The sequence below is a fragment of the Trueperaceae bacterium genome (assembly GCA_002707365.1).
Taxonomy (GTDB): domain Bacteria; phylum Deinococcota; class Deinococci; order Deinococcales; family Trueperaceae; genus UBA6957.
Map to the genome: position 1 here is coordinate 43,927 of PAMQ01000009.1, position 18,962 is coordinate 62,888.

Here is an 18,962-nt window from a genome sequence, read left to right on the forward strand (position 1 = left end):
ACTCAAGATTGATAGGATACCCTGTGATTTCAAGTTTACGGATCGGCTTCGGCGAAGATTCTCACCGGCTGGTTTCTACCCGGCGATTAGTAATCGGTGGGGTAGATATTCCTAACAGTCCACATGGGGCAGAAGCGGTCAGCGACGGCGATGTTTTGCTACACGCTTTAGCCGACTCTCTTCTTTCGAGTTTTTCCGAGGGGGATATTGGCGACCTCTTCCCACCTTGTGACTCAAATTCGATTGGCTTAAGTAGCAAAACAATCCTTGCGGCCGTACTAAAATACCTAAGGTCCAATCACGGTTACTTTACGATTAATAATCTTGCCGGTACAGTAACTATTGATAAACCTAAACTTGGGCCCCATCGTTTAGCTATTCGGGAACAGATTGCATCGCTAACAAACATAAATCCCTCGCAAGTAGGTGTGACTTTCAAAACTAGTGAAGGGTTAAGCCCCGATCACGTCCAAGCCCGAGTTTCTGTGCTAATAGCGACCAGCACGGAACCATAACGCTACACCATAAACTAACAATTAATCATCACGTTTCAGAGTAGCTATAAGAGTTTTCGCCGCTTAATATCCTCAGAATATAATTTTAGAGGGGCCTTACGCCTCCTGATAAATCACAATCAACCGGTCACCTTGAACCTCTGTATGGTAGATTCGGACTTTTTTCACAGCAGGCAAGGTCGGACGACCAGTGTGAAGATCAAACCGGGCTCCATGACGATCACACTTGACGGCTCCTTCGAGAAGATCACCGTCATGAAGTATCCCATTGTCATGGGTACAACGATCCTCAAGGGCAAAGTACTCGCCTCGCTGTTTTACAATCAACACTTCTGAACCGTTCACCTTGGTGCCAGTCATGGTTCCTTCAGCAAAATCTGAAGTAGCTCCTACATCTATTCGCCCTTCAGTCATAATAGTCTTTCATGGACACCTGGAACACCAAGTTTTTCTTGAACCATACGTTCTACATAATTGGCCGCACGAGGTAGAGTAACCCGACTCATAATCTCATGAAGGAACCCGGTAACTAGCACGTGCTCAGCTACCTCAGGCGCCAGTCCTCTGCTCATAAGATAGAACCGTTGATCCTCCGGAACCGGACCAGTGGTTGAACCGTGAGAACACTTCACATCGTTCGCAGCTATCTCCAACTGAGGAATTGAAACCGCTTCACTTTCAGAATCTAGGAGAAGATTACGGTTAGTTTGGTATGCATTGGTTTGTTGTGCATCTTCATCAACAACAATCACACCAGAGTACACTGTGGTGCTACCGTCCCGGAGGGCCCCTTTGAATAGCAAATCAGAGTGAGCGTGTTCAGACAGGTGATGCTGAAGAGTGTACTGATTAAAATGCTGCCCCCGGTCTGCAAAGTAAAGCCCTAACATCTCACTCTCAGCTCCTGGTCCAAACAAACATGTTTCTACCTCATCCCGAGCAGCATCGGCTCCAAGGCTAACAGTCAAACTCTCAAGCCGACTATTCCGTTCAAGATGAGCCCTTATATGGTTCATATGTACAACATTGCGACCCCAGTCCTGTAAAGAAACGTATCGAAGTTGGGCTCCTTCCATTAGGACAATTTCCGTGACCGAGCTTTGAAAAAAGCGATCATCAAACGTTCCAGAGGTGTATTCGTCTAAAAAGGTTAATTTAGCGTTAGAGTCGACCACAATTAAAGTGCGTCCTACTCCGAGCCCTCCTTGGTCCGCTGTAGTGAAAGCGCCGAGCGGTACTTCCAATTCGACATTCTTCGGCACATATACGAAAGTTCCCCCACTCCAAAAAGCTGTATTAAGAGAAACATATTTGTCATTTGACGGGTCCAAAACCTTACCCAGGTATTTCTCGACTAGCTCGGCATGGTCAAGAGCTGCATTGCGTAAATCCTTGAATATGATACCTTCTGCTAACGCTGAAACTTCTTGGAAAATAACCTCGCCTCCCTTATGTACCAGAACACCATCTGCATCCGAATCAGAAATCCTCTGGCGAATGTGGGGGCTCAAACTCCTATTCATTGGCTTATCAACGGGCCGACATCCCTTAAAATCAAACCGTTCAAGCTCTGTATAGCGCCACCGCTCATCACGATTTGTTGGTTTAGGGAGAGATTTAAAAACCTGGAAAGCATCTCGCCGAACCTCATTAAGCCAATCAGGTTCACCACGGGCTAAAAAGTTTTCGATTATTCCTTGACCCTTAAAAGGAAGGTCCGGCGAAAGTACCATAGGAACCTTAACCTACACTTCCTTCCATTTCGAGTTCGATCAGTCGATTCAACTCGACCGCATATTCGAGAGGCAACTCTTTCGCAACAGGTTCTAAAAAGCCACGGATGATCAACGCTTTCGCCTCATCCTCTGCTAGTCCCCGGCTCATTAGGTAAAAAATTTGCTCGTCGCTAAGCTTGCTCACTGTGGCCTCGTGCCCTACATGCGCAGATTTTTCCTCAATTTCAATATACGGATAGGTATCAGTCTTTGCAGTTTCATCTAGGAGAAGGGCATCACACTCTACATTTGACTTAGCTCCCGTTGCACCATCATTAATCTGCACCAAGCCTCGATATGAAGAACGCCCGTGCCCTTTCGAGATAGATTTGGAAATGATTGATGAGGAGGTATTAGGCGCAGCATGAATCATTTTGGCACCAGCGTCCTGGTGCTGGCCATCCCCTGCAAACGCAATCGACATGACCTCTCCCCTTGCCCCTTGGCCAACCAAATAGCAACTTGGGTACTTCATGGTTACCTTCGAACCTAAATTACCGTCTAACCACCCCATTGAAGCCCCTGCATTGACGAGTGCCCTCTGAGTCACAAGGTTGTAAACATTATGTGACCAATTTTGTATGGTTGAATATCGCACTTCAGAACCCTCACCACAAATGATCTCGATAACACCTGAGTGGAATGAGTCAGAATTATAGCTTGGAGCAGTACATCCTTCTATATAGTGAAACTTGGAACCCGGGGCTCCTATTATAAGTGTCCTCTCGAACTGGCCAATATTCTGAGCATTCAGAAGGAAATAGGCCTGAAGCGGCACATCGATTTCTACTCCTTCTGGAACATAAACGAATGATCCTCCCGACCAAACGGCAGAATTGACTGCTGCAAAATAATTATCCTCAGGTGGTACAACCGTAGCAAAATATTCGCGAAAAACCTCAGGATGCTCTTTAAGTCCAGTGTCGCTATCAAGGAATATTACGCCCTTCTTCTCCCACTCATCTTTGAGATTGTGATACACCATTTCTGACTCATATTGGGCACCCACCCCAGCAAGTGACCGCTGTTCAGCTTCTGGAATGCCGAGTCGGCGATAGGTCTCCAGGACTTCTTCAGGAATATCATCCCAATTATTTGTAGTGCCCTGACGTTCTTCAGGCCGAATATAGAAGTAAATATCATCGAAATTTAACTTCGAGATGTCGGGTCCCCAACTCGGCCAACCTTTCTTTTCTGCAATCTCAAAGGCTTGTAAGCGGAACTTGAGCATCCATTCTGGTTCGTCCTTGTAATAGCTGATACGTTCAACTATTCTCTTAGTTAAACCTTTTTCACTCTTAAAAAAATAGTTCTCAGGCAGTTGATAGTCATACTGCTTTTCGTGCTCCATTCCCTGGAGCTTGTCAGCATCAGAGTTATTTGGCAAATCAGACATAACAGATTCCTTTCCAGATCGTTCCGATGAAACTTAAACAGCTCAGGCGTCAATGGGCTCCCGGACCCAGTCGTAACCTCTATTGTCTAGTTCGATGGCCAGCTCTTTTGGGCCAGAGCGAATGATCTTACCATCTGCCATTACATGGACTCGATCCGGTTCAATATAGTTTAGTAACCTCTGGTAATGAGTAATCAGCAGCGCACCAAATTGCTCACCCCTAGCAGCGTTTACCCCTTTAGACACGACCTTTAAGGCATCGACATCCAGACCAGAGTCTGTTTCGTCAAGGATAGCGTATTGAGGTTCAAGGACTAGAAGTTGAAGTATTTCACTGCGCTTCTTTTCGCCTCCTGAAAACCCTTCATGGAGGTTCCGTTCAATTATTGACTCGTCCCACTCCAAGGTTTTAATCGCAGCCTGTAACTTACTATAGAACTCCATTACACTAGCTTCGTCTCCCTCTGGCATCTGAGCATTAAGGGCTAGGCGGAGGAAATTGGCGATCGAAACTCCTGGCACCTCTACAGGGTATTGGAAGGCCAAGTATAGACCAGCTCGTGCCCTCTCATGAGGCTTTAGTTCAAGTATGCTTTCACCATCGATCCGAATATCTCCCTGGCTAATTACATAACTTGGGTCACCAGCCAATATTTTGGCAAGAGTCGACTTTCCTGAACCATTTGGGCCCATGAGAGCGTGTATTTCTCCTTTGGGGATAGTTAAATTGAGGCCTTTTAGAATAGCTTCGCCGGCAATAGTTCCAGCGTGAAGATTTTTAATTTCGAGCTGCTGTCTGATCATTACTTCTCCTGAAGTCCTGCATAAGGGCAAAACCCTAAAGTTCGGATTCGTTCCGAGTTTAAATATAACCTGCAAACCAGGTTAATGTCGAGCAGCGAGCTTAGTATTCAGATATACATTAATGCAGTAAATCCACTGTTTTAGGAAAAAGCCCGTTACGAAAAGGTCTAAACGTCCTATTTACCCGAGTCCTTGTTGGGATCAAATCGTTTCACGTTTACTAGATAATCAAAGGTAACCTTAAGTAAAATCTTAAGGTCGAACGTCTGCTGCTAGAGAACGCTAAGTTAAACATATCAAGCTATTAACCCCTAATATTACTGCAATTAACGCCAAGGCCCATAGGGTTATCAACTAGCCTTCCTAATCATTGTTCAATACTAAATCAAGCCTAAAGAAACCAATCTTAACGAAACAACACTAACGCTAAATAGAAAACCACTGTTCCAACCACTGGAAATCCGCAAAAGAGGACCGCAGGTCGATGCCATCGGTGCCAGAAAAGGAACCAGCCAATAGCACTAGCCCCAAAAGCTACAAATGGATATGAAAAGTAAAGAATGCGTCCTAGCCCAAAGTGCAAAAAACCGGGCCCAATTGTATCTAATTGAAGACTGTTGATATGTCCACCATTTTGAGTTAATTGAAGGAGGGCGCCCATAGCCCAAAAGAACAGGATCCCTAAAGTTGCGACCTGAGCAATGAGCATCACATACAGGATCAGGGTCCTATCCTCTGCCAGAGTCTCGTTATGAACCTGTTGCTTCCCTCCACCGTCCAAATTATCCATCACAACGGTCTCGAGCCTGTCAATTAAGACCCTAATGCGTTTCAGAACGCTTTGGTAAGTCTCATAAGCTTGTTGCACGGTTCCTCCCAGTGTTGACAGAACATAACTCCCACAAAACACTTGACCTTCACAAGATTATCCCACGAACAGCCTCATATCCAACTTCACGGCGAAACTGCAGGTGAAAATACAAACAAACAATCTATAACTTAATCACCATTCGCACTGACGGTAAATCCTCACAAGAACATAATAAGTACTCCGGTTCACGAAAAGATTTGAGTCGCGAAAGCCGCCTAATACATCCAAACAGACATAACAACATAAAGGTGTTGATCTGCAATACAAAATTCACGGTACTTTTTTGCACCTAAGTCAAGTAAACATCCTTCAAACAATTTGCGAGTGACTTTAAGTATCGGTCAAACCTCTGGTATAATCCCGTGCTCGGCTTCAAGCTCGTAGTCATCCGAGTCCGCGGCAGACTTTTTTCGGGGCCCTATTGGGCGTGAAAACAAGGAGGCGTTAGCCTTTGCAGGATCTAGTTATTCACGGTGCGCGTGAACACAACCTTAAGAACATCAACATCGCGCTTCCGAGGAACAAATTTATCGTCTTTACCGGGGTTTCCGGCTCAGGTAAGTCAACTTTAGCGTTCGACACCATATATGCTGAAGGACAACGGCGCTATGTCGAGAGTCTTTCAGCCTATGCTAGACAGTTCCTGGGAATCATGGAAAAACCTGATCTAGACAGTATTGAAGGGTTAAGCCCAGCAATCAGTATCGATCAAAAGACTACCAGCCATAATCCCCGATCAACGGTAGGTACAGTTACTGAAATCCATGATTACTTGAGACTACTTTTTGCACGGGCGGGAACCCCACACTGCCCTATTTGTGATCGCATAATCCAGAAACAGTCAGTTACTGAAATTGTCGATAGATTCGTAGAGTATTTTGCTAACGAACGGGCCTTTATCCTCGCCCCAGTTGTACGAGGACGTAAAGGTGAGTACCGTAAGTTGTTTGACGACCTTCGTAAGGAAGGCTTCGCTCGAGTGCGCCTTGACGGCGAAATTCAGACCGTTGACCAGGCCCTAAAAAACAACTTGGAGCGTTACGAGAAACATGATGTTGATATTGTTATCGATCGCGTCAAAATACAACTAGAAGATCGACCACGACTAGCAGAATCGGTCGAACTTGCCCTAACCAAGGGCGAGGGGTTGTTAAGGCTTTTCCTGCCAGATTCTGGTGTTGAAGAACTGTTCAGCGAGAAGCTAGCTTGCCCTGAACACGGCACCTTCCTAGAAGAATTAGAACCTAGAATATTTTCTTTCAACAGCCCCTACGGCGCGTGTAACCCCTGTTCTGGACTCGGTCACTTAAAACAGTTTGACGCTGAATTAATTATCCCTGATTCTTCCTTATCTATAAGCCAGGGGGCCATTGCTCCTTGGGCCGGAGGTCGGAATGATGATAATCGCGTATATTATTGGGACCGCCTACGGGCCTTATCTGAGCAATACGAATTCGACCTATCTACCCCTTGGCGTGACCTTGACCAAGCTTTTTGCCAAATGATTCTCACGGGCACCGACAATCCTGTAGAAATCGTCTATCATCGCAACAGCAAAGAAACAATGCGATTTGAGGTGGAGTTCGAAGGAGTCATCCCAAACCTTGAACGGAGACTAAAGGATGCCTCGAGCGAATTTGCCCGGGAACGATTAGAAGAATATATGTCATTAGTACCTTGCCCACACTGCCTTGGAAGCCGTTACAAGCCAGAAGTTTTAGCGGTTAAAGTAGCTGATCGGAACATAGCTGATTTATCCTCACTTACTGTCCTTGAGGCCATCAAAGTTTTTTCAGGACCATTACTACAGAAGTCGGCCACGCCTATTACTAAACCCATTCTCCGAGAAGTAAACGCCCGATTAGGATTCCTTGAAGACGTTGGGCTTAACTATTTAAACCTGGATCGGAGCGCAAATACCCTTTCAGGTGGTGAGGCTCAACGCATAAGGCTTGCTACCCAAGTAGGTTCTGGCCTCACGGGTGTTCTATATGTCCTTGACGAACCGTCCATTGGCCTACACCCTCGCGACAATGGACGGCTTTTAGCCACACTCGTTAATCTCAGAAATCTCGGCAACACACTAATTGTTGTTGAACATGACGAAGAGACTATTCGAGCTGCCGACTACATCGTGGACATAGGTCCAGGAGCAGGTATCCATGGTGGCGAAATAGTAGCAGTTGGGACCCCGAAAGACGTTGAGAAGCACAATGGTTCGTTGACTGCAGCTTATCTCCGTGGTGACAAACGGATCGCAGTACCAAAAACGCGCAGGGAAGGTAATGGTAAGCGCTTGACGGTAATTGGCGCCCGTGAACATAACTTAAAAGATATAGATGTCGCAATTCCCTTGGGAACTATGACTTGCATCACGGGCGTCTCAGGTTCAGGAAAATCTACGCTTGTCCACAGAATTTTACATGCGTCGCTCGCCAAAAAACTATATCGGGCCAAAGCAATAGCGGGAGCACACACCCATATCATTGGCACAGAAGAAATCGACAAGGTCATTGAGATTGACCAGAGCCCAATAGGACGCACTCCTCGCTCCAACCCTGCAACTTATACCGGAATATTTACTGAAATTCGTGACCTTTTTACACGGGCACCAGAATCACGAAAACGCGGTTACAAACCTGGACGCTTTAGTTTTAACGTCAAAGGAGGTCGATGCGAATCCTGCAGAGGGGACGGAACCGTCAAGGTAGAGATGTACTTCTTGCCTGATGTTTACGTCCCCTGTGAGTTATGTAAAGGGCAGCGTTATAACCGAGAAACATTGGAAGTGCGAATCCGCGGGCGCTCAATCTCAGACGTACTTGAAATGACTGTCGATGAAGGGTTGGAGTTTTTTGAGAACATTCCGCCTGTAGCCCGAAAGCTCAAATTAATGTACGACGTTGGCCTTGGTTACATACGAATCGGTCAGTCCAGCCCAACTCTTTCTGGGGGCGAAGCTCAACGCATAAAACTGGCAGCCGAACTTGGCAAAAGAGCAACTGGAAAAACACTATACATCTTGGACGAACCGACCACAGGATTACACTTTGATGATACAAAAAAACTACTCGGCGTCTTACACCGTCTAGTGGATGGGGGAAATACCTTAGTAGTGATAGAACACAACCTCGATGTTATAAAAACCTCTGATTGGATCATTGACTTGGGTCCAGGAGGTGGAGAACAAGGTGGCAAAATAATTGCAGAAGGAACTCCGGAAGATATAGCTTCTAACCCGGATTCAGTAACTGGACTTTACATGCAAAGGATCACTGAGATCAGCAACCACGGACTGTCTGTCCACGACGTAGCTTGATCCCTTACGCAACAGGTAACATAAGATGAACTCATGAACCGTCCTAAGACGGCGCCACAAGGCTTAATTATTGGTGTATTTCTGGTCCTAACAGCCTTTGTAGCAGCTGTTGCCCCACTACCCATAATGTACCGCAGCTTAGGGATTGTGGCCGCTAGTTACCTGGCATTTGGGGTATCTGGCTTACCTTACGCCTTTTTTGCAGCTATCGTTGCCCCACCAATTGGGTTAATTAGTGCGGATATAGACTGGGTAATTATGCTCCCAATAGTTCTAAGTTCTAATTTATTAGCTCTTCTTGGACTAGAGCTAACGTGGCGCTATCCAGCGATTTTGATATCACCGATACTACTTATCATCCCTCAGTTATTTGTAATGCAAGCTTCTAAACAACAGCTATTTAAGGTCAACTTACCCTGGGAGGCCGACAGCAGCACGTGGATTGCACTTCATGCAACGGTGGCAATCACTGGCGTACTTCTAGCAATCATTCTTCAAAGCCGACGAAATAAAAATCCGTAAGTCCCAGACCAGGTCATAACCTAAAAGGTTATGACCTGGTCTGGGACTATAGATATTTCACCACGTTGATGCAACCTCTACGCCTAGAAACAAATGATCTTACCTGGTAATTATTGAAGTTTTAATTTAAGCCCTAATCAGTTCTGTAAATCTATAGCCTGTTAATTAGGATTTTCCCTCCTAATAGCTACAGCAGGTAATCAATGTCCTTCTTACAGGTCTATCCTGGAATATTAATTGGATTTTATCCGACAATTTTTTGTAATTCTCTCCTAAACCTTTTGATGGGTTGTGCAACTACTCGCAGTAAGCCTCTCCAGCCAAATATAGGCGCTACCCACCTGTATTTGGCTGTAAAAATACACAAAACGGCGTTACAATAATGCCCATGTATATGTTGGAAAGCCTCGTAAAGTCTGACTGGTTTTATTGGACCTCTAAACAGTTAGCCTACCAATTTGGTCGTCAATTCTACGGCCTAAAAGCTTTTGGATCCGAAAAAATTCCAAAAGAAGGAGGGTTAGTTATCGCAAGCAACCACATTTCTACCTGGGATCCACCCTTTTTAGCTGGCCCTGTACCCCGTGAAATCCACTTTATGGCTAAAATGGAACTTTTTGAAAATCCTTGGTCCAGATTATTGATGCTCGGCCTGAGAGCCTTTCCGGTTAATCGACATGAAATAGATGTCGGCGCAATCAAAAACTCCCTCCGGCGCTTAAATGCTGGACTCGCCATTGGCATTTTTGCACAGGGAACTCGTAATAGTGGCGATGCTCAACCCTTCGACGGAGCTGCATTCTTGGCCACCCGAGCAAGTGTTCCTCTTCAACCGGCAGCTATATGGCGTTTCGGCCGGGAGTATAGGGTTAGTTTCGGTGAGCCCATTCAACCCACAGCCGATCATCGAAAGGATTTAACCAAAGTCACAAGAGAACTAATGAAACGGGTCGATCTCCTTTTGCCAAATGAGGCCAATTGAAATTAGATATCTTTGCAACGGCCCCTAACAACAAAGTCGGTTCATTCGAAGCAATTAAGGTGAAGTATAGAAATTAAGTTAGGAAATGCACGTAATCATACTTTCTCCCTCCTACTTCACCGTGTTACAGTGCCATTACGTAATTCCTTAGGGGAGGGGACAATATGGCGAAATCAAAGACCGTCTCGAAGGCTGATTTGGTAGATCTTGTAGCCGACGAGACCGGAATGAAGAAGAAAGATGTCAAGGATGTTATGGACACAATCATTGACAAAATTAGCTCTCACTTGGATAACGACTTCAAGGTACAGCTAACCGGTTTTGGCACCTTTGAAGTGCGTACCCGGAGGGCACGCACGGGAGTCAAACCGGGAACAACAGAAAAAATAGATATTCCCGCAAGTAAGTACCCTGCATTCAAACCCGGGAAAAGCTTAAAAGAGCGAGTGTCCATCTAAGTTTCCTTATGCAGGGTTTGGAAAAAGCCCGAAGCTAGACTCAAAAGCCTGAGGATAATAATGTTAGCGTGGCCCGGAACACCAGCGGGCCGCGCAAACATTCGGAGTATCTATCAACATTAAAGTGTCAACATGTTTAGGGTACGACAGTTTTTATTTCTTTCTTAGTTACAGACCCATCAGTAGATATAGTTAAGTAACTCTAGATATTTAATGAGTCCTTATGCTGAGAGTACACTCTGCTTCATCATATAGTGGGCGCAAGATAGCCTAGGCCCATGTTATTCGACCCGAGATATTTCAAGTTCAGCTAACTCTATAAGGCAAGTCCGAGCCTCAGAAGTTGGGAAAATTTCTAAGGCCTTTTTGGCTTCCCGAATGTCTTTTGCAATCTGTTCTTTCGTGAGCTTATCAGCACCATAATGCCTAACTAGATCAACCATCCGACTAATATCTCCGTCTTCTGACGCTCTCCTTCTTAGGATAGTTTGTGCTTCGTCAATGCCCGCTTCCAAAAGCCATAAAACTGGATAAGTCCCGTTACCTTCTCGCAAGTCTCCACCAACCGGTTTACCCATTAACTTCTCGTCACCCATTAAATCCAGATAATCATCACGCATCTGAAAAGCACGTCCGTAACTTATACCAAAAGATCTTAGAGCAACCAGCTCTTGAACAGGCCTCCCGGAAAATAGCCCTACCCCCTCTATAGCAGCTGCAAACAATACAGCTGTCTTACCTTCAATCACCTGGCGATAGCGGTCAAAATCCCAAGCCTCATCACTAGCCATTTGAAGCTGGAGCACCTCTCCTTCGCAAATTTGTGTGGCTGTTTCTGACATTAAACGAGTAAACTCAGAGTTATTGAGACTTGCAAGCAATCCAAGGGCCCGGGCCAGCATAAAATCACCTGACATTACACTAACCACACTCCCATAACGCCGAAAAGCAGACTCTGAGCCCCGACGAGTTTCGGCATTATCAATCAAATCGTCATGTAGAAGGGTAGCTGAGTGAGTCAATTCAACAGTAAGAGCAACTTGAATGCTTGTTTCGGAAGAAACCCCTAATAGCTTTCCAGCCAAGAGGGAGAGGCTTGGGCGAAGCCTCTTCCCTCCAGCAGATACAAGGCCTTCACTGATTTCTTTAATAAAGCCAACATTAGAATGGAGTTCTTTTGCCAAACGTTTCCCAAAACCTGCTAACTCCGATTTTATTAGCTCAGACACCGGGCAAGTATACGGCACAATCCGCCACGAACCCAGTGCCGAAATTAAATCTTATGGAAATTCTGCTTCGACTAGCGATTCTGGCGGTAAAATGAAAGCCTCATAAGGCCTGCCATAAAATCTACAGATTCCACATGAACTTCTTCGGGAACATTAATTACCGAAGGAGCAAAGTTCAATATTCCCCCAATACCTGCAGCTACTATCTGGTCTGCTGCCTGTTGGGCTGCACCTTGCGGAACCGTAAGAAAACCAATATCTATGTCCCTCTCCTTGACTATTCTCGGCATATCTCGCGGATGCATTATCTCTTCATCCCTCACCTGGTCTCCAGCTTTTTCGGGATCAATATCGAAAAAGCCACACAAGGAAAAATCATATTGGTAAAAGTTCGGGTAATCGGCAATTGCTTGACCTAGGCGACCCATTCCTACAATCACAACATTCCAAGGACGAGTGAGGCCCAAAATTCGCCGTACTTCACGTCTCAACATCGGAACTAAATACCCTGTCCCCCGTGTCCCAAAACGGCCAAAGTACGCCAAATCTTTCCGAACCTGGAAAGCAGATACCTGAGCTTCCTCAGCAAGATGGTCACTAGAAGTTTTCTTTACTCCACTAAAATCTAAATCGGTTAGGATCCTCAGATAGGTAACAAGACGACTAATAGTAGCTGTCGGAATGGTTGACATTACCGTATGAAGCTATCGATCCCGTCTGTCAACAATTTGGTACGAACTAGAGAAATTTCTTCGGTGCTAAAAGGGCCTACCAGTAGCTTGACAAGCCCACCTTCTTCCCGGCTACTCACTGAGTAACCAAGCTCAGTAAGGCGATCCAACTGCGGCCTGGCACTCTCTAAAGAGGCATAGGCCCCCACCTGCAAATAGGATTCCGGCTCTAATTCCTGGGATCTCAACGTGTCAAAACCTTCTCCTTGCTGCTCGATGACCTCTTCTGCTACCGGCTGCTGCTGCCCAGTATTTGGTTCTACCAAGCCTGGATCACTTGTCTCCATAATTTGAGTAACTACCGACGTATCCTCGTTAGGATCGTAGGTATAAATCAGGGTGCTATCGACACCATTGTTCGCTTCCTCAATTCGGCCTGATATTAATTCAGCATCTTTTAACAGTTCATAAGGACCAACCAAAACAATAAATAATGTCCCCTGTCTACCCAAGAAAACCGGGTAACCCTGATCACGGAAACCCCGCAACAAACCTTCAGCGTTTTCTTTATTACCAAATGCCCCTATTGAAATGCGGTACCGCCCAGTTTCCTGGGAGTCTGTTGGGGAACTGGTGTCTCCAATTGAGGGCACCAACCCCGAAGCCTCTTCCTCTGCTATTCCAAGATCTTGGGAGGGCACTGGCGTCGGAGAAGCTTCCTCTAGGTCTCTTCTCTCCATGGCGGTTGGGACTTCCAACTCAATTTCATTTTCATCATAACTATCACCAAGAGGTACCGGTGAAATTTGAGGCAGAGATTCTTTAATTATCGGAACCATATCTGGGGATTTATTCTCATCTATGTTGGATATCGGATTGGATAACGGAGAGCGACCAACGAGATTAAAGATCGATCCACCAGTCATTAGGGTAGCTACTATTGCACCTATAACGGAAACTAGGGCCACGCCTATCACAAGATCAGGCCAGTTTCTTCGAATCCAGTCCATTAGGAAAACCTACTCAACCGCCGCGGAAGAAAAGTTAATCAAGACTAATTGTGGTGCTGACAAAACCCCGGCAGCCTTAATTTTCTCACCTTGATACCGGAGCCGGCGGCATTCCAAACATCCGAACTCGTCGCCTGGAAAAGACGGCCTACGCTTCTGATCCATCCCGTACCACCCACAATTCCTATCTCCAGCCACGCAAAAATGGCTTCCCCTTTACGGCATCTACCGTAAAAATGAAAATACATGACTAGTCTAGAAGGGGAATTGTTAGTACCGTGTGAAATCCCCCACGAGCCATATCAGGCAAGATGTTTCGGAATAACAAAGGCTTTAGTCGACATAGTTACCTTCATTGCGCCGGGAAAGTGCAAGTTGACCACAAGCACCAGCTGAGTCCTGGCCTCTGCTAAAACGAATTGAAACGTTAAGGCCAGATGACTCGAGCGTTTCTTTAAAAGCTAGTAGCTTCTTGGCGGCGGTAACTTCAAAACCTGACCCTGACCAAGGATTAAACGGGATCAGATTGATATGAACCCGAAGTCCCCGTAAACGCCTTTCGAGCAACTTAGCCTGCCAAGCAGAATCGTTAACATCCTTGAGCATCGTATATTCGATAGTGATTCGCCGACCAACCGTATCCTGCCACGTGTGAAGCGATTGCACTATTTCCGCGATTGGGTATGCGTGGGCTGTCGGAATAATCTGCATCCGCGTTGCATCGTCAGGCGCATGAAGGCTCACAGCCAATACCAAAGGAAGTCCTTCTTCAGCAAGCCTCACTATCTTAGCCGGGAATCCAACCGTTGAAAGAGTAATCCTGCGAGGCGAAAGAGCACACGTATTTGGGTGAATCAGGGCCCGGATTGCACCAAGCGCATTGTCGAAGTTTAGTAATGCCTCTCCCATACCCATGAGGACAACGTTACGAATTTCAAGAGGAGCTATGCCTTCCCCCTTGGCAACAACTAAAAACTGTCCTACTATCTCAGCCTGAGAGAGATTACGTTGAAACCCCAGGGCCCCCGTTGCACAAAAAGAGCAACCTGCCGGACAACCTACCATCGAAGAAATACACACTGTCTTCCTGTTGGCATACGGCATATAAACGGCCTCAGTCTGCTTACCGTCAGAGAGTGTAAATAAATAACGAACTGAATTATCACGGGAAGGGAACCGCTCAACATCCTTAAACGGGACCAATCGAAATTGCGACGCAAGAGTCTCCCGCCACACCCGGGGCAGATTGGTCATCTCATCGTATTGATCTACACCTTGACGGTATATCCAATCCAGCAGTTGATCCCTCCTGTATGGTTCATCTGCCACTGGAATCGGTAAAGATCCCGGACTTAAATCGAGAAGATCAATCATTGATTGCATACCGAGACCTGAATCAACGAAGATTTGCTTAAGCTACCTTCCAGAACAATTATTCGGGAATCAAGACGGGTACAAAGACTATAGGTCACACTCAACATTCTAGTCTCATTTCGCTTGATTTGTGCTTAAATCGTTAGCAGATCGCCTACCATCCACAAAAGACTCCGTTTAGGTTTTGCAGATTCACAAATTTAAATCTAAAAACTTCGAAACATATTTGGGTCATGGTCCCTTACATTACAGGTCATCGTTAGTAGGAGGTGCTACCCTATTCCTACTCGGCGGGGGTGTAAAAGTTCTTGCGAACGACACCTCCTGTCTTCACTAAGGGGGCTTGTTTTGAGACGACCGTTCAACCCATGGCTGCTAGTAATGTTAATTATACTGACAATCTTCGTTGTCAATCAGTTCACTTCTAGTGGATCAAACCGGCGGGATATTAATTTTTCCACCTTTACTCGCTTGCTTAATGAAGGTCGAGTTTCTAAAGTTACCGTAGAACGTAACAACGGGAACATTGAAGGAAACCTTAGAGAAGCAACCCAGGTAGATGTAGATGGACAACCGCGTTCAATCAATTCATTTAGAACTACCGCGGTAATCACTGATTCTTTATTACAACGTCTTGAGGCAAACGTCCCTTCGGTATCGATTAGAAATCCCCCACAGTGGATCGGTTTTGCTATATCTATCCTCCCCATCGTCATCTTAATTGCGTTCTTCTGGTTCATCTTTATGCGTGCACAAGGTGGACCTAACCAAGTGATGCAATTTGGCCAATCTCGTGCCAAAACCTATGGCCGCGAAAACCAGGTACAAACCAGTTTCGATAATGTAGCTGGCCACAAAGAAGCCAAACAAGAGTTGGAAGAGGTAGTTGACTTCCTCAAAAGTCCCCAGAAATATCTCAGTATCGGAGCAGAAATCCCTAAAGGCGTACTACTTGTTGGCCCTCCAGGTACCGGCAAGACTCTACTCGCCCGAGCAGTTTCCGGAGAAGCCGGCGTGCCTTTCTTTTCAGTGAGCGCTTCTGAGTTTATGGAGATGTTTGTCGGTGTCGGCGCTAGTCGTGTCAGAAGCTTATTTGACGATGCAAGAAAATCGAGCCCCGCCATAATCTTTATTGATGAGCTTGACTCGATCGGTCGTCGTCGTGGTGCAGGCATAGGTGGCGGCCACGATGAACGGGAGCAGACGCTGAACCAGATTCTGTCCGAAATGGACGGTTTTGAAAAAGATACTTCGGTCATAATAATTGCAGCAACTAATCGCCCAGATATCCTTGACCCAGCTCTACTTCGACCTGGNCGATTTGACCGCCAGATCACTATCGGACTACCAACACAAAGTGAGCGTCAGGAAATCCTCAAAGTCCACGTACGAAATAAGCCTATCGGCGACGATGTTGACCTCAAGAGGCTTTCTGAAGCGACTCCGATGTTTTCAGGAGCAGACCTCGAAAACCTAGCTAATGAAGCAGCCTTGGTNGCTGCGCGAAGTGGCATGCAAATTATTTTCTGGACTGATTTTAATGAAGCCCTTGACCGGATTACTCTTGGTCTTCGCCGAGCCAGCCTGGTACCAACAGAAACTGAGCGCAAAATCCTTGCTTACCACGAAGCTGGCCATGCAATAGCCTTTGCTGCACATCCAGACCTAGGTAACATCCGCAAGGTAACCATCCTCCCCCGCGGGGGAGCTGGTGGTTTCATGGCACCACTATCGAAAGAAGAGATGTTCCACGATGTCAAGAAATTTACGGAGCAATTAGTTGTTGCCTTCGGAGGGAGAGTAGCAGAAAAGCATATTACTGGTACTATTTCTAGTGGCGCTTCAAACGATCTTAAACAAGCTACTGAGATGGCTAAACAGATGGTCCTCGATTTGGGCATGGGAGGACAGGAATTCCTCGCTTGGGGTTCAGATCAGGGGCCTGTATTTCTTGGCGGCGAGATTTCTAGACGTAAAGACTTTAGTGAAGAAACGGCTCGGGAGTTAGAGGAACAGGTCACTAATATCCTTGAGTCGGCTTACCAGAGGACGCAAATGGTGTTAAAGGATAATTGGGTCGCGGTTGAAGCCACTGCTTCCGCCTTGCTTAAACGGGAAACAATCGACGGTTCACTTATCGAAGCTGCATTCGAAAAAGCAGCGTCAGGCTCCCAGGCCGAAGAAATTATAGACTGGATCATTGATGAANCAGACAAGGCNGAAGCAGAGGTACAAGCCGCTGCAGAACTAGAACGNAAACGGCTAGAAGAGGAAGAACGAAAACGCCAAGTAGAAGCAGAGCACCCTGTTCCCCCTATCGATACAAGACCGGCTCCAGAAGGACCCGGAAGCTAAGCTTTAAAGAAGAAATTTTAATTATTCTCTCCATATGACTCGATGCGAATATCATTTCACTCGGGGTATTTTGTAGGCATGTTATTTCCGTCGGCAGGGGAGTGATTGTGGCCCTACTAGATGGCACCTACGAAATCATTAACCGGAAAGCTTTGGGGGAGAAGCAAGCCCAGTTTGAAGCAACGGCTCCTGACGGAAGTCCNGTCCGCATTATTTGGTACGAAATCACAGTAGAACAGGAACAACGGTTTGAATCCTATCGCCGGACATTACGGCAACTTAATCAATTAGGACTGGCTGCCCTTTACGACGTCGTTTCTAGGCCTGGTGCCCACTATGTAGTTTGGAAACAACCTCAAAACCGCCAAGTTGAACCTGATGCAAGGCTACTTGAAATACTGCACCNCCTTNATTTACCTCCGAAACTAGTAGACGTACGGTNAGACGATGGGCATATACGAATTTACGACGTCTCTTTTGACGGCCAACCTTCCCCCATTAAAGTTGCTAACTCTATTGTTGAGGGAAAAACAGCTAGAAGCTTTCCTAACTGGGTAACAAGTTGGAGTATTAGTCTTGTTCTAACNTTAATAGCAATCTTTGTCTTAATGGCAGGATTCAACCGCCGTACCAACAATTCAATTGTCATTGTCCCAGATCTAAAAGGGCTCTCACTGGAACAGGCGACCGCAACCCTACAGGATATCGGTCTTGGGTTAATAGCAGATCCTGTTACCTCTCTTGCTCCTGCAAATACCGTCGTTAAGACGAAACCCTCAGCAGGGGATCAAATTCGGCCGGGACGAACTATATTAGTAAACTTTGCACTGCCAGCTGACAAAATGGAGCNAACTGAGGTNCCCAACCTGATAGGGCTAGTGTTTCCAAGTGAGACCACAGAACGATTACTTGACGCCAATCTCGTATTAGGTTCTATAGCTCGTCTCCCGCAAAACATTAAGTCTGGCATAATCACAGCGCAACGACTACCGCCGGGAAAAAGTGTCGGTCGAGGCCAGGCCGTTGACATTTTGGTTAGCGATGGACCATTGCTCGAAGCTACCTTCCTGCCTAACCTTACCGGCCTACATCTTCAAGACGCACTTTTTCTATCGGAAACGGCAGGATTTAAACCTGACAANATNGTGATCGATCGAGTNGANTCCGGATCGATCACTGACGTTGTTGTAACTCAGTCCTTACCACCCTACCAGCCTATCCCTATTCATAATTCCCGCCTGAGACTTTTAGTGACTAAACCGCAAGCACGAGAAGCTGTACCTGGATCCGCACCAAACCTCATTGGATTAAGCGAAGAAGAAGCACGGAAAGTNGNCTCCTCNACTNAACTNTCGATCGAGTTCGTATATATTTCTGACCTTCCAGAAGGAATAATTGATCAATTCCCTGCACCAGGTAATCCTGTAGANGGAANTATCGGTGTTCGGATTAATCTTCCCNNGNTAGAGATACCAAAACCTACCTTTGAATCTNATAGCCTCCCAGAAGAAGTAAGNATACTAANNTATGAATTTCATGTTGAACCTGGNATTCCGCAACAATTGGCTGNAATTAGAGCCTTCTCGGTAGAGGGAGAGTCCTTTGTTGTGCTCGAGGTTGAAGTAGAAGGTGGCGATAGTTTAGAAGGAGAGTGGCGATCCACAGAGTTTGGTCCCATCAT

At 46.1% G+C, this 18,962-nt stretch carries 16 protein-coding genes; 7 read left to right on the forward strand and 9 right to left on the reverse strand.

Translation table 11 applies throughout. The annotated features are described in order from the left end of the window. The first annotated feature begins 26 nt into the window (after positions 1-26). A complete protein-coding gene (gene ispF, locus CMO31_04270) occupies positions 27-515 on the forward strand; it encodes a 2-C-methyl-D-erythritol 2,4-cyclodiphosphate synthase (protein MAZ53216.1) in 489 nt (162 codons plus the stop codon). A 96-nt stretch (positions 516-611) separates the two neighbouring features. Here ispF and CMO31_04275 read toward each other — a convergent pair whose 3' ends face one another. From CMO31_04275 to CMO31_04295, 5 genes are all read right to left on the reverse strand, one after another. Then, a complete protein-coding gene (locus tag CMO31_04275; protein ID MAZ53217.1) occupies positions 612-929 on the reverse strand; it encodes a ferredoxin in 318 nt (105 codons plus the stop codon). After that, positions 926-2,248, reverse strand: coding sequence for a Fe-S cluster assembly protein SufD (gene sufD / locus CMO31_04280; protein MAZ53218.1), 1,323 nt, complete (start codon positions 2,246-2,248; stop codon positions 926-928). Before sufD ends, CMO31_04275 begins: the two co-directional genes overlap by 4 nt. 7 nt (positions 2,249-2,255) lie before the next feature. Continuing rightward, complete coding sequence (gene sufB / locus CMO31_04285; protein MAZ53219.1) at positions 2,256-3,641, reverse strand: Fe-S cluster assembly protein SufB; 1,386 nt, start codon at positions 3,639-3,641, stop codon at positions 2,256-2,258. Between the two features lie 87 nt (positions 3,642-3,728). Continuing rightward, positions 3,729-4,490, reverse strand: coding sequence for a Fe-S cluster assembly ATPase SufC (gene sufC / locus CMO31_04290; protein ID MAZ53220.1), 762 nt, complete (start codon positions 4,488-4,490; stop codon positions 3,729-3,731). A 406-nt stretch (positions 4,491-4,896) separates the two neighbouring features. After that, positions 4,897-5,358, reverse strand: coding sequence for a hypothetical protein (locus tag CMO31_04295; protein ID MAZ53221.1), 462 nt, complete (start codon positions 5,356-5,358; stop codon positions 4,897-4,899). Between the two features lie 454 nt (positions 5,359-5,812). On the opposite strand from CMO31_04295, the gene CMO31_04300 reads away from it, so the two are divergent. The 4 genes from CMO31_04300 (at position 5,813) to CMO31_04315 (ending at position 10,642) form a co-directional block, all read left to right on the forward strand. Then, positions 5,813-8,680: an excinuclease ABC subunit A gene (locus tag CMO31_04300; protein ID MAZ53222.1), complete on the forward strand. Its 2,868-nt coding sequence runs from the start codon at positions 5,813-5,815 to the stop codon at positions 8,678-8,680. A gap of 33 nt (positions 8,681-8,713) precedes the next feature. Then, a complete protein-coding gene (locus CMO31_04305) occupies positions 8,714-9,202 on the forward strand; it encodes a hypothetical protein (protein ID MAZ53223.1) in 489 nt (162 codons plus the stop codon). Positions 9,203-9,584: 382 nt separating this feature from the next. Then, positions 9,585-10,184, forward strand: coding sequence for a 1-acyl-sn-glycerol-3-phosphate acyltransferase (locus tag CMO31_04310; protein ID MAZ53224.1), 600 nt, complete (start codon positions 9,585-9,587; stop codon positions 10,182-10,184). A gap of 164 nt (positions 10,185-10,348) precedes the next feature. Beyond that, positions 10,349-10,642, forward strand: coding sequence for an integration host factor (locus CMO31_04315; protein MAZ53225.1), 294 nt, complete (start codon positions 10,349-10,351; stop codon positions 10,640-10,642). 281 nt (positions 10,643-10,923) lie between these two features. Here CMO31_04315 and CMO31_04320 read toward each other — a convergent pair whose 3' ends face one another. The 4 genes from CMO31_04320 to CMO31_04335 all read right to left on the reverse strand — a co-directional run bounded on the left by CMO31_04320 (position 10,924) and on the right by CMO31_04335 (position 14,935). Then, complete coding sequence (locus CMO31_04320; GenBank protein ID MAZ53226.1) at positions 10,924-11,871, reverse strand: octaprenyl-diphosphate synthase; 948 nt, start codon at positions 11,869-11,871, stop codon at positions 10,924-10,926. Between the two features lie 71 nt (positions 11,872-11,942). Further along, positions 11,943-12,563: a redox-sensing transcriptional repressor Rex gene (locus CMO31_04325; GenBank protein MAZ53227.1), complete on the reverse strand. Its 621-nt coding sequence runs from the start codon at positions 12,561-12,563 to the stop codon at positions 11,943-11,945. Beyond that, positions 12,563-13,552, reverse strand: a complete 990-nt coding sequence (locus CMO31_04330) for a hypothetical protein (protein MAZ53228.1) — start codon at positions 13,550-13,552, stop codon at positions 12,563-12,565. Before CMO31_04330 ends, CMO31_04325 begins: the two co-directional genes overlap by 1 nt. A gap of 333 nt (positions 13,553-13,885) precedes the next feature. Further along, positions 13,886-14,935, reverse strand: a complete 1,050-nt coding sequence (locus CMO31_04335; protein MAZ53229.1) for a 23S rRNA (adenine(2503)-C(2))-methyltransferase RlmN — start codon at positions 14,933-14,935, stop codon at positions 13,886-13,888. A gap of 339 nt (positions 14,936-15,274) precedes the next feature. On the opposite strand from CMO31_04335, the gene CMO31_04340 reads away from it, so the two are divergent. Then, complete coding sequence (locus CMO31_04340) at positions 15,275-17,281, forward strand: cell division protein FtsH (protein ID MAZ53230.1); 2,007 nt, start codon at positions 15,275-15,277, stop codon at positions 17,279-17,281. 107 nt (positions 17,282-17,388) lie between these two features. Beyond that, the coding region (locus tag CMO31_04345) for a hypothetical protein (GenBank protein ID MAZ53231.1) at positions 17,389-18,962 on the forward strand (1,574 nt) is incomplete at its 3' end.

Excerpts from the sequence above, each read along its gene's own strand:
- CMO31_04275 (MAZ53217.1), bottom strand. The coding sequence starts at position 929 with ATGACTGAAGGGCGAATAGATGTAGGAGCTACTTCAGATTTTGCTGAA.
- sufD (MAZ53218.1), bottom strand. The coding sequence starts at position 2,248 with ATGGTACTTTCGCCGGACCTTCCTTTTAAGGGTCAAGGAATAATCGAA.
- sufB (MAZ53219.1), bottom strand. The coding sequence starts at position 3,641 with ATGGAGCACGAAAAGCAGTATGACTATCAACTGCCTGAGAACTATTTT.
- sufC (MAZ53220.1), bottom strand. The coding sequence starts at position 4,490 with ATGATCAGACAGCAGCTCGAAATTAAAAATCTTCACGCTGGAACTATT.
- CMO31_04305 (MAZ53223.1), top strand. The coding sequence starts at position 8,714 with ATGAACCGTCCTAAGACGGCGCCACAAGGCTTAATTATTGGTGTATTT.
- CMO31_04310 (MAZ53224.1), top strand. The coding sequence starts at position 9,585 with ATGCCCATGTATATGTTGGAAAGCCTCGTAAAGTCTGACTGGTTTTAT.
- CMO31_04315 (MAZ53225.1), top strand. The coding sequence starts at position 10,349 with ATGGCGAAATCAAAGACCGTCTCGAAGGCTGATTTGGTAGATCTTGTA.
- CMO31_04325 (MAZ53227.1), bottom strand. The coding sequence starts at position 12,563 with ATGTCAACCATTCCGACAGCTACTATTAGTCGTCTTGTTACCTATCTG.
- CMO31_04330 (MAZ53228.1), bottom strand. The coding sequence starts at position 13,552 with ATGGACTGGATTCGAAGAAACTGGCCTGATCTTGTGATAGGCGTGGCC.
- CMO31_04335 (MAZ53229.1), bottom strand. The coding sequence starts at position 14,935 with ATGCAATCAATGATTGATCTTCTCGATTTAAGTCCGGGATCTTTACCG.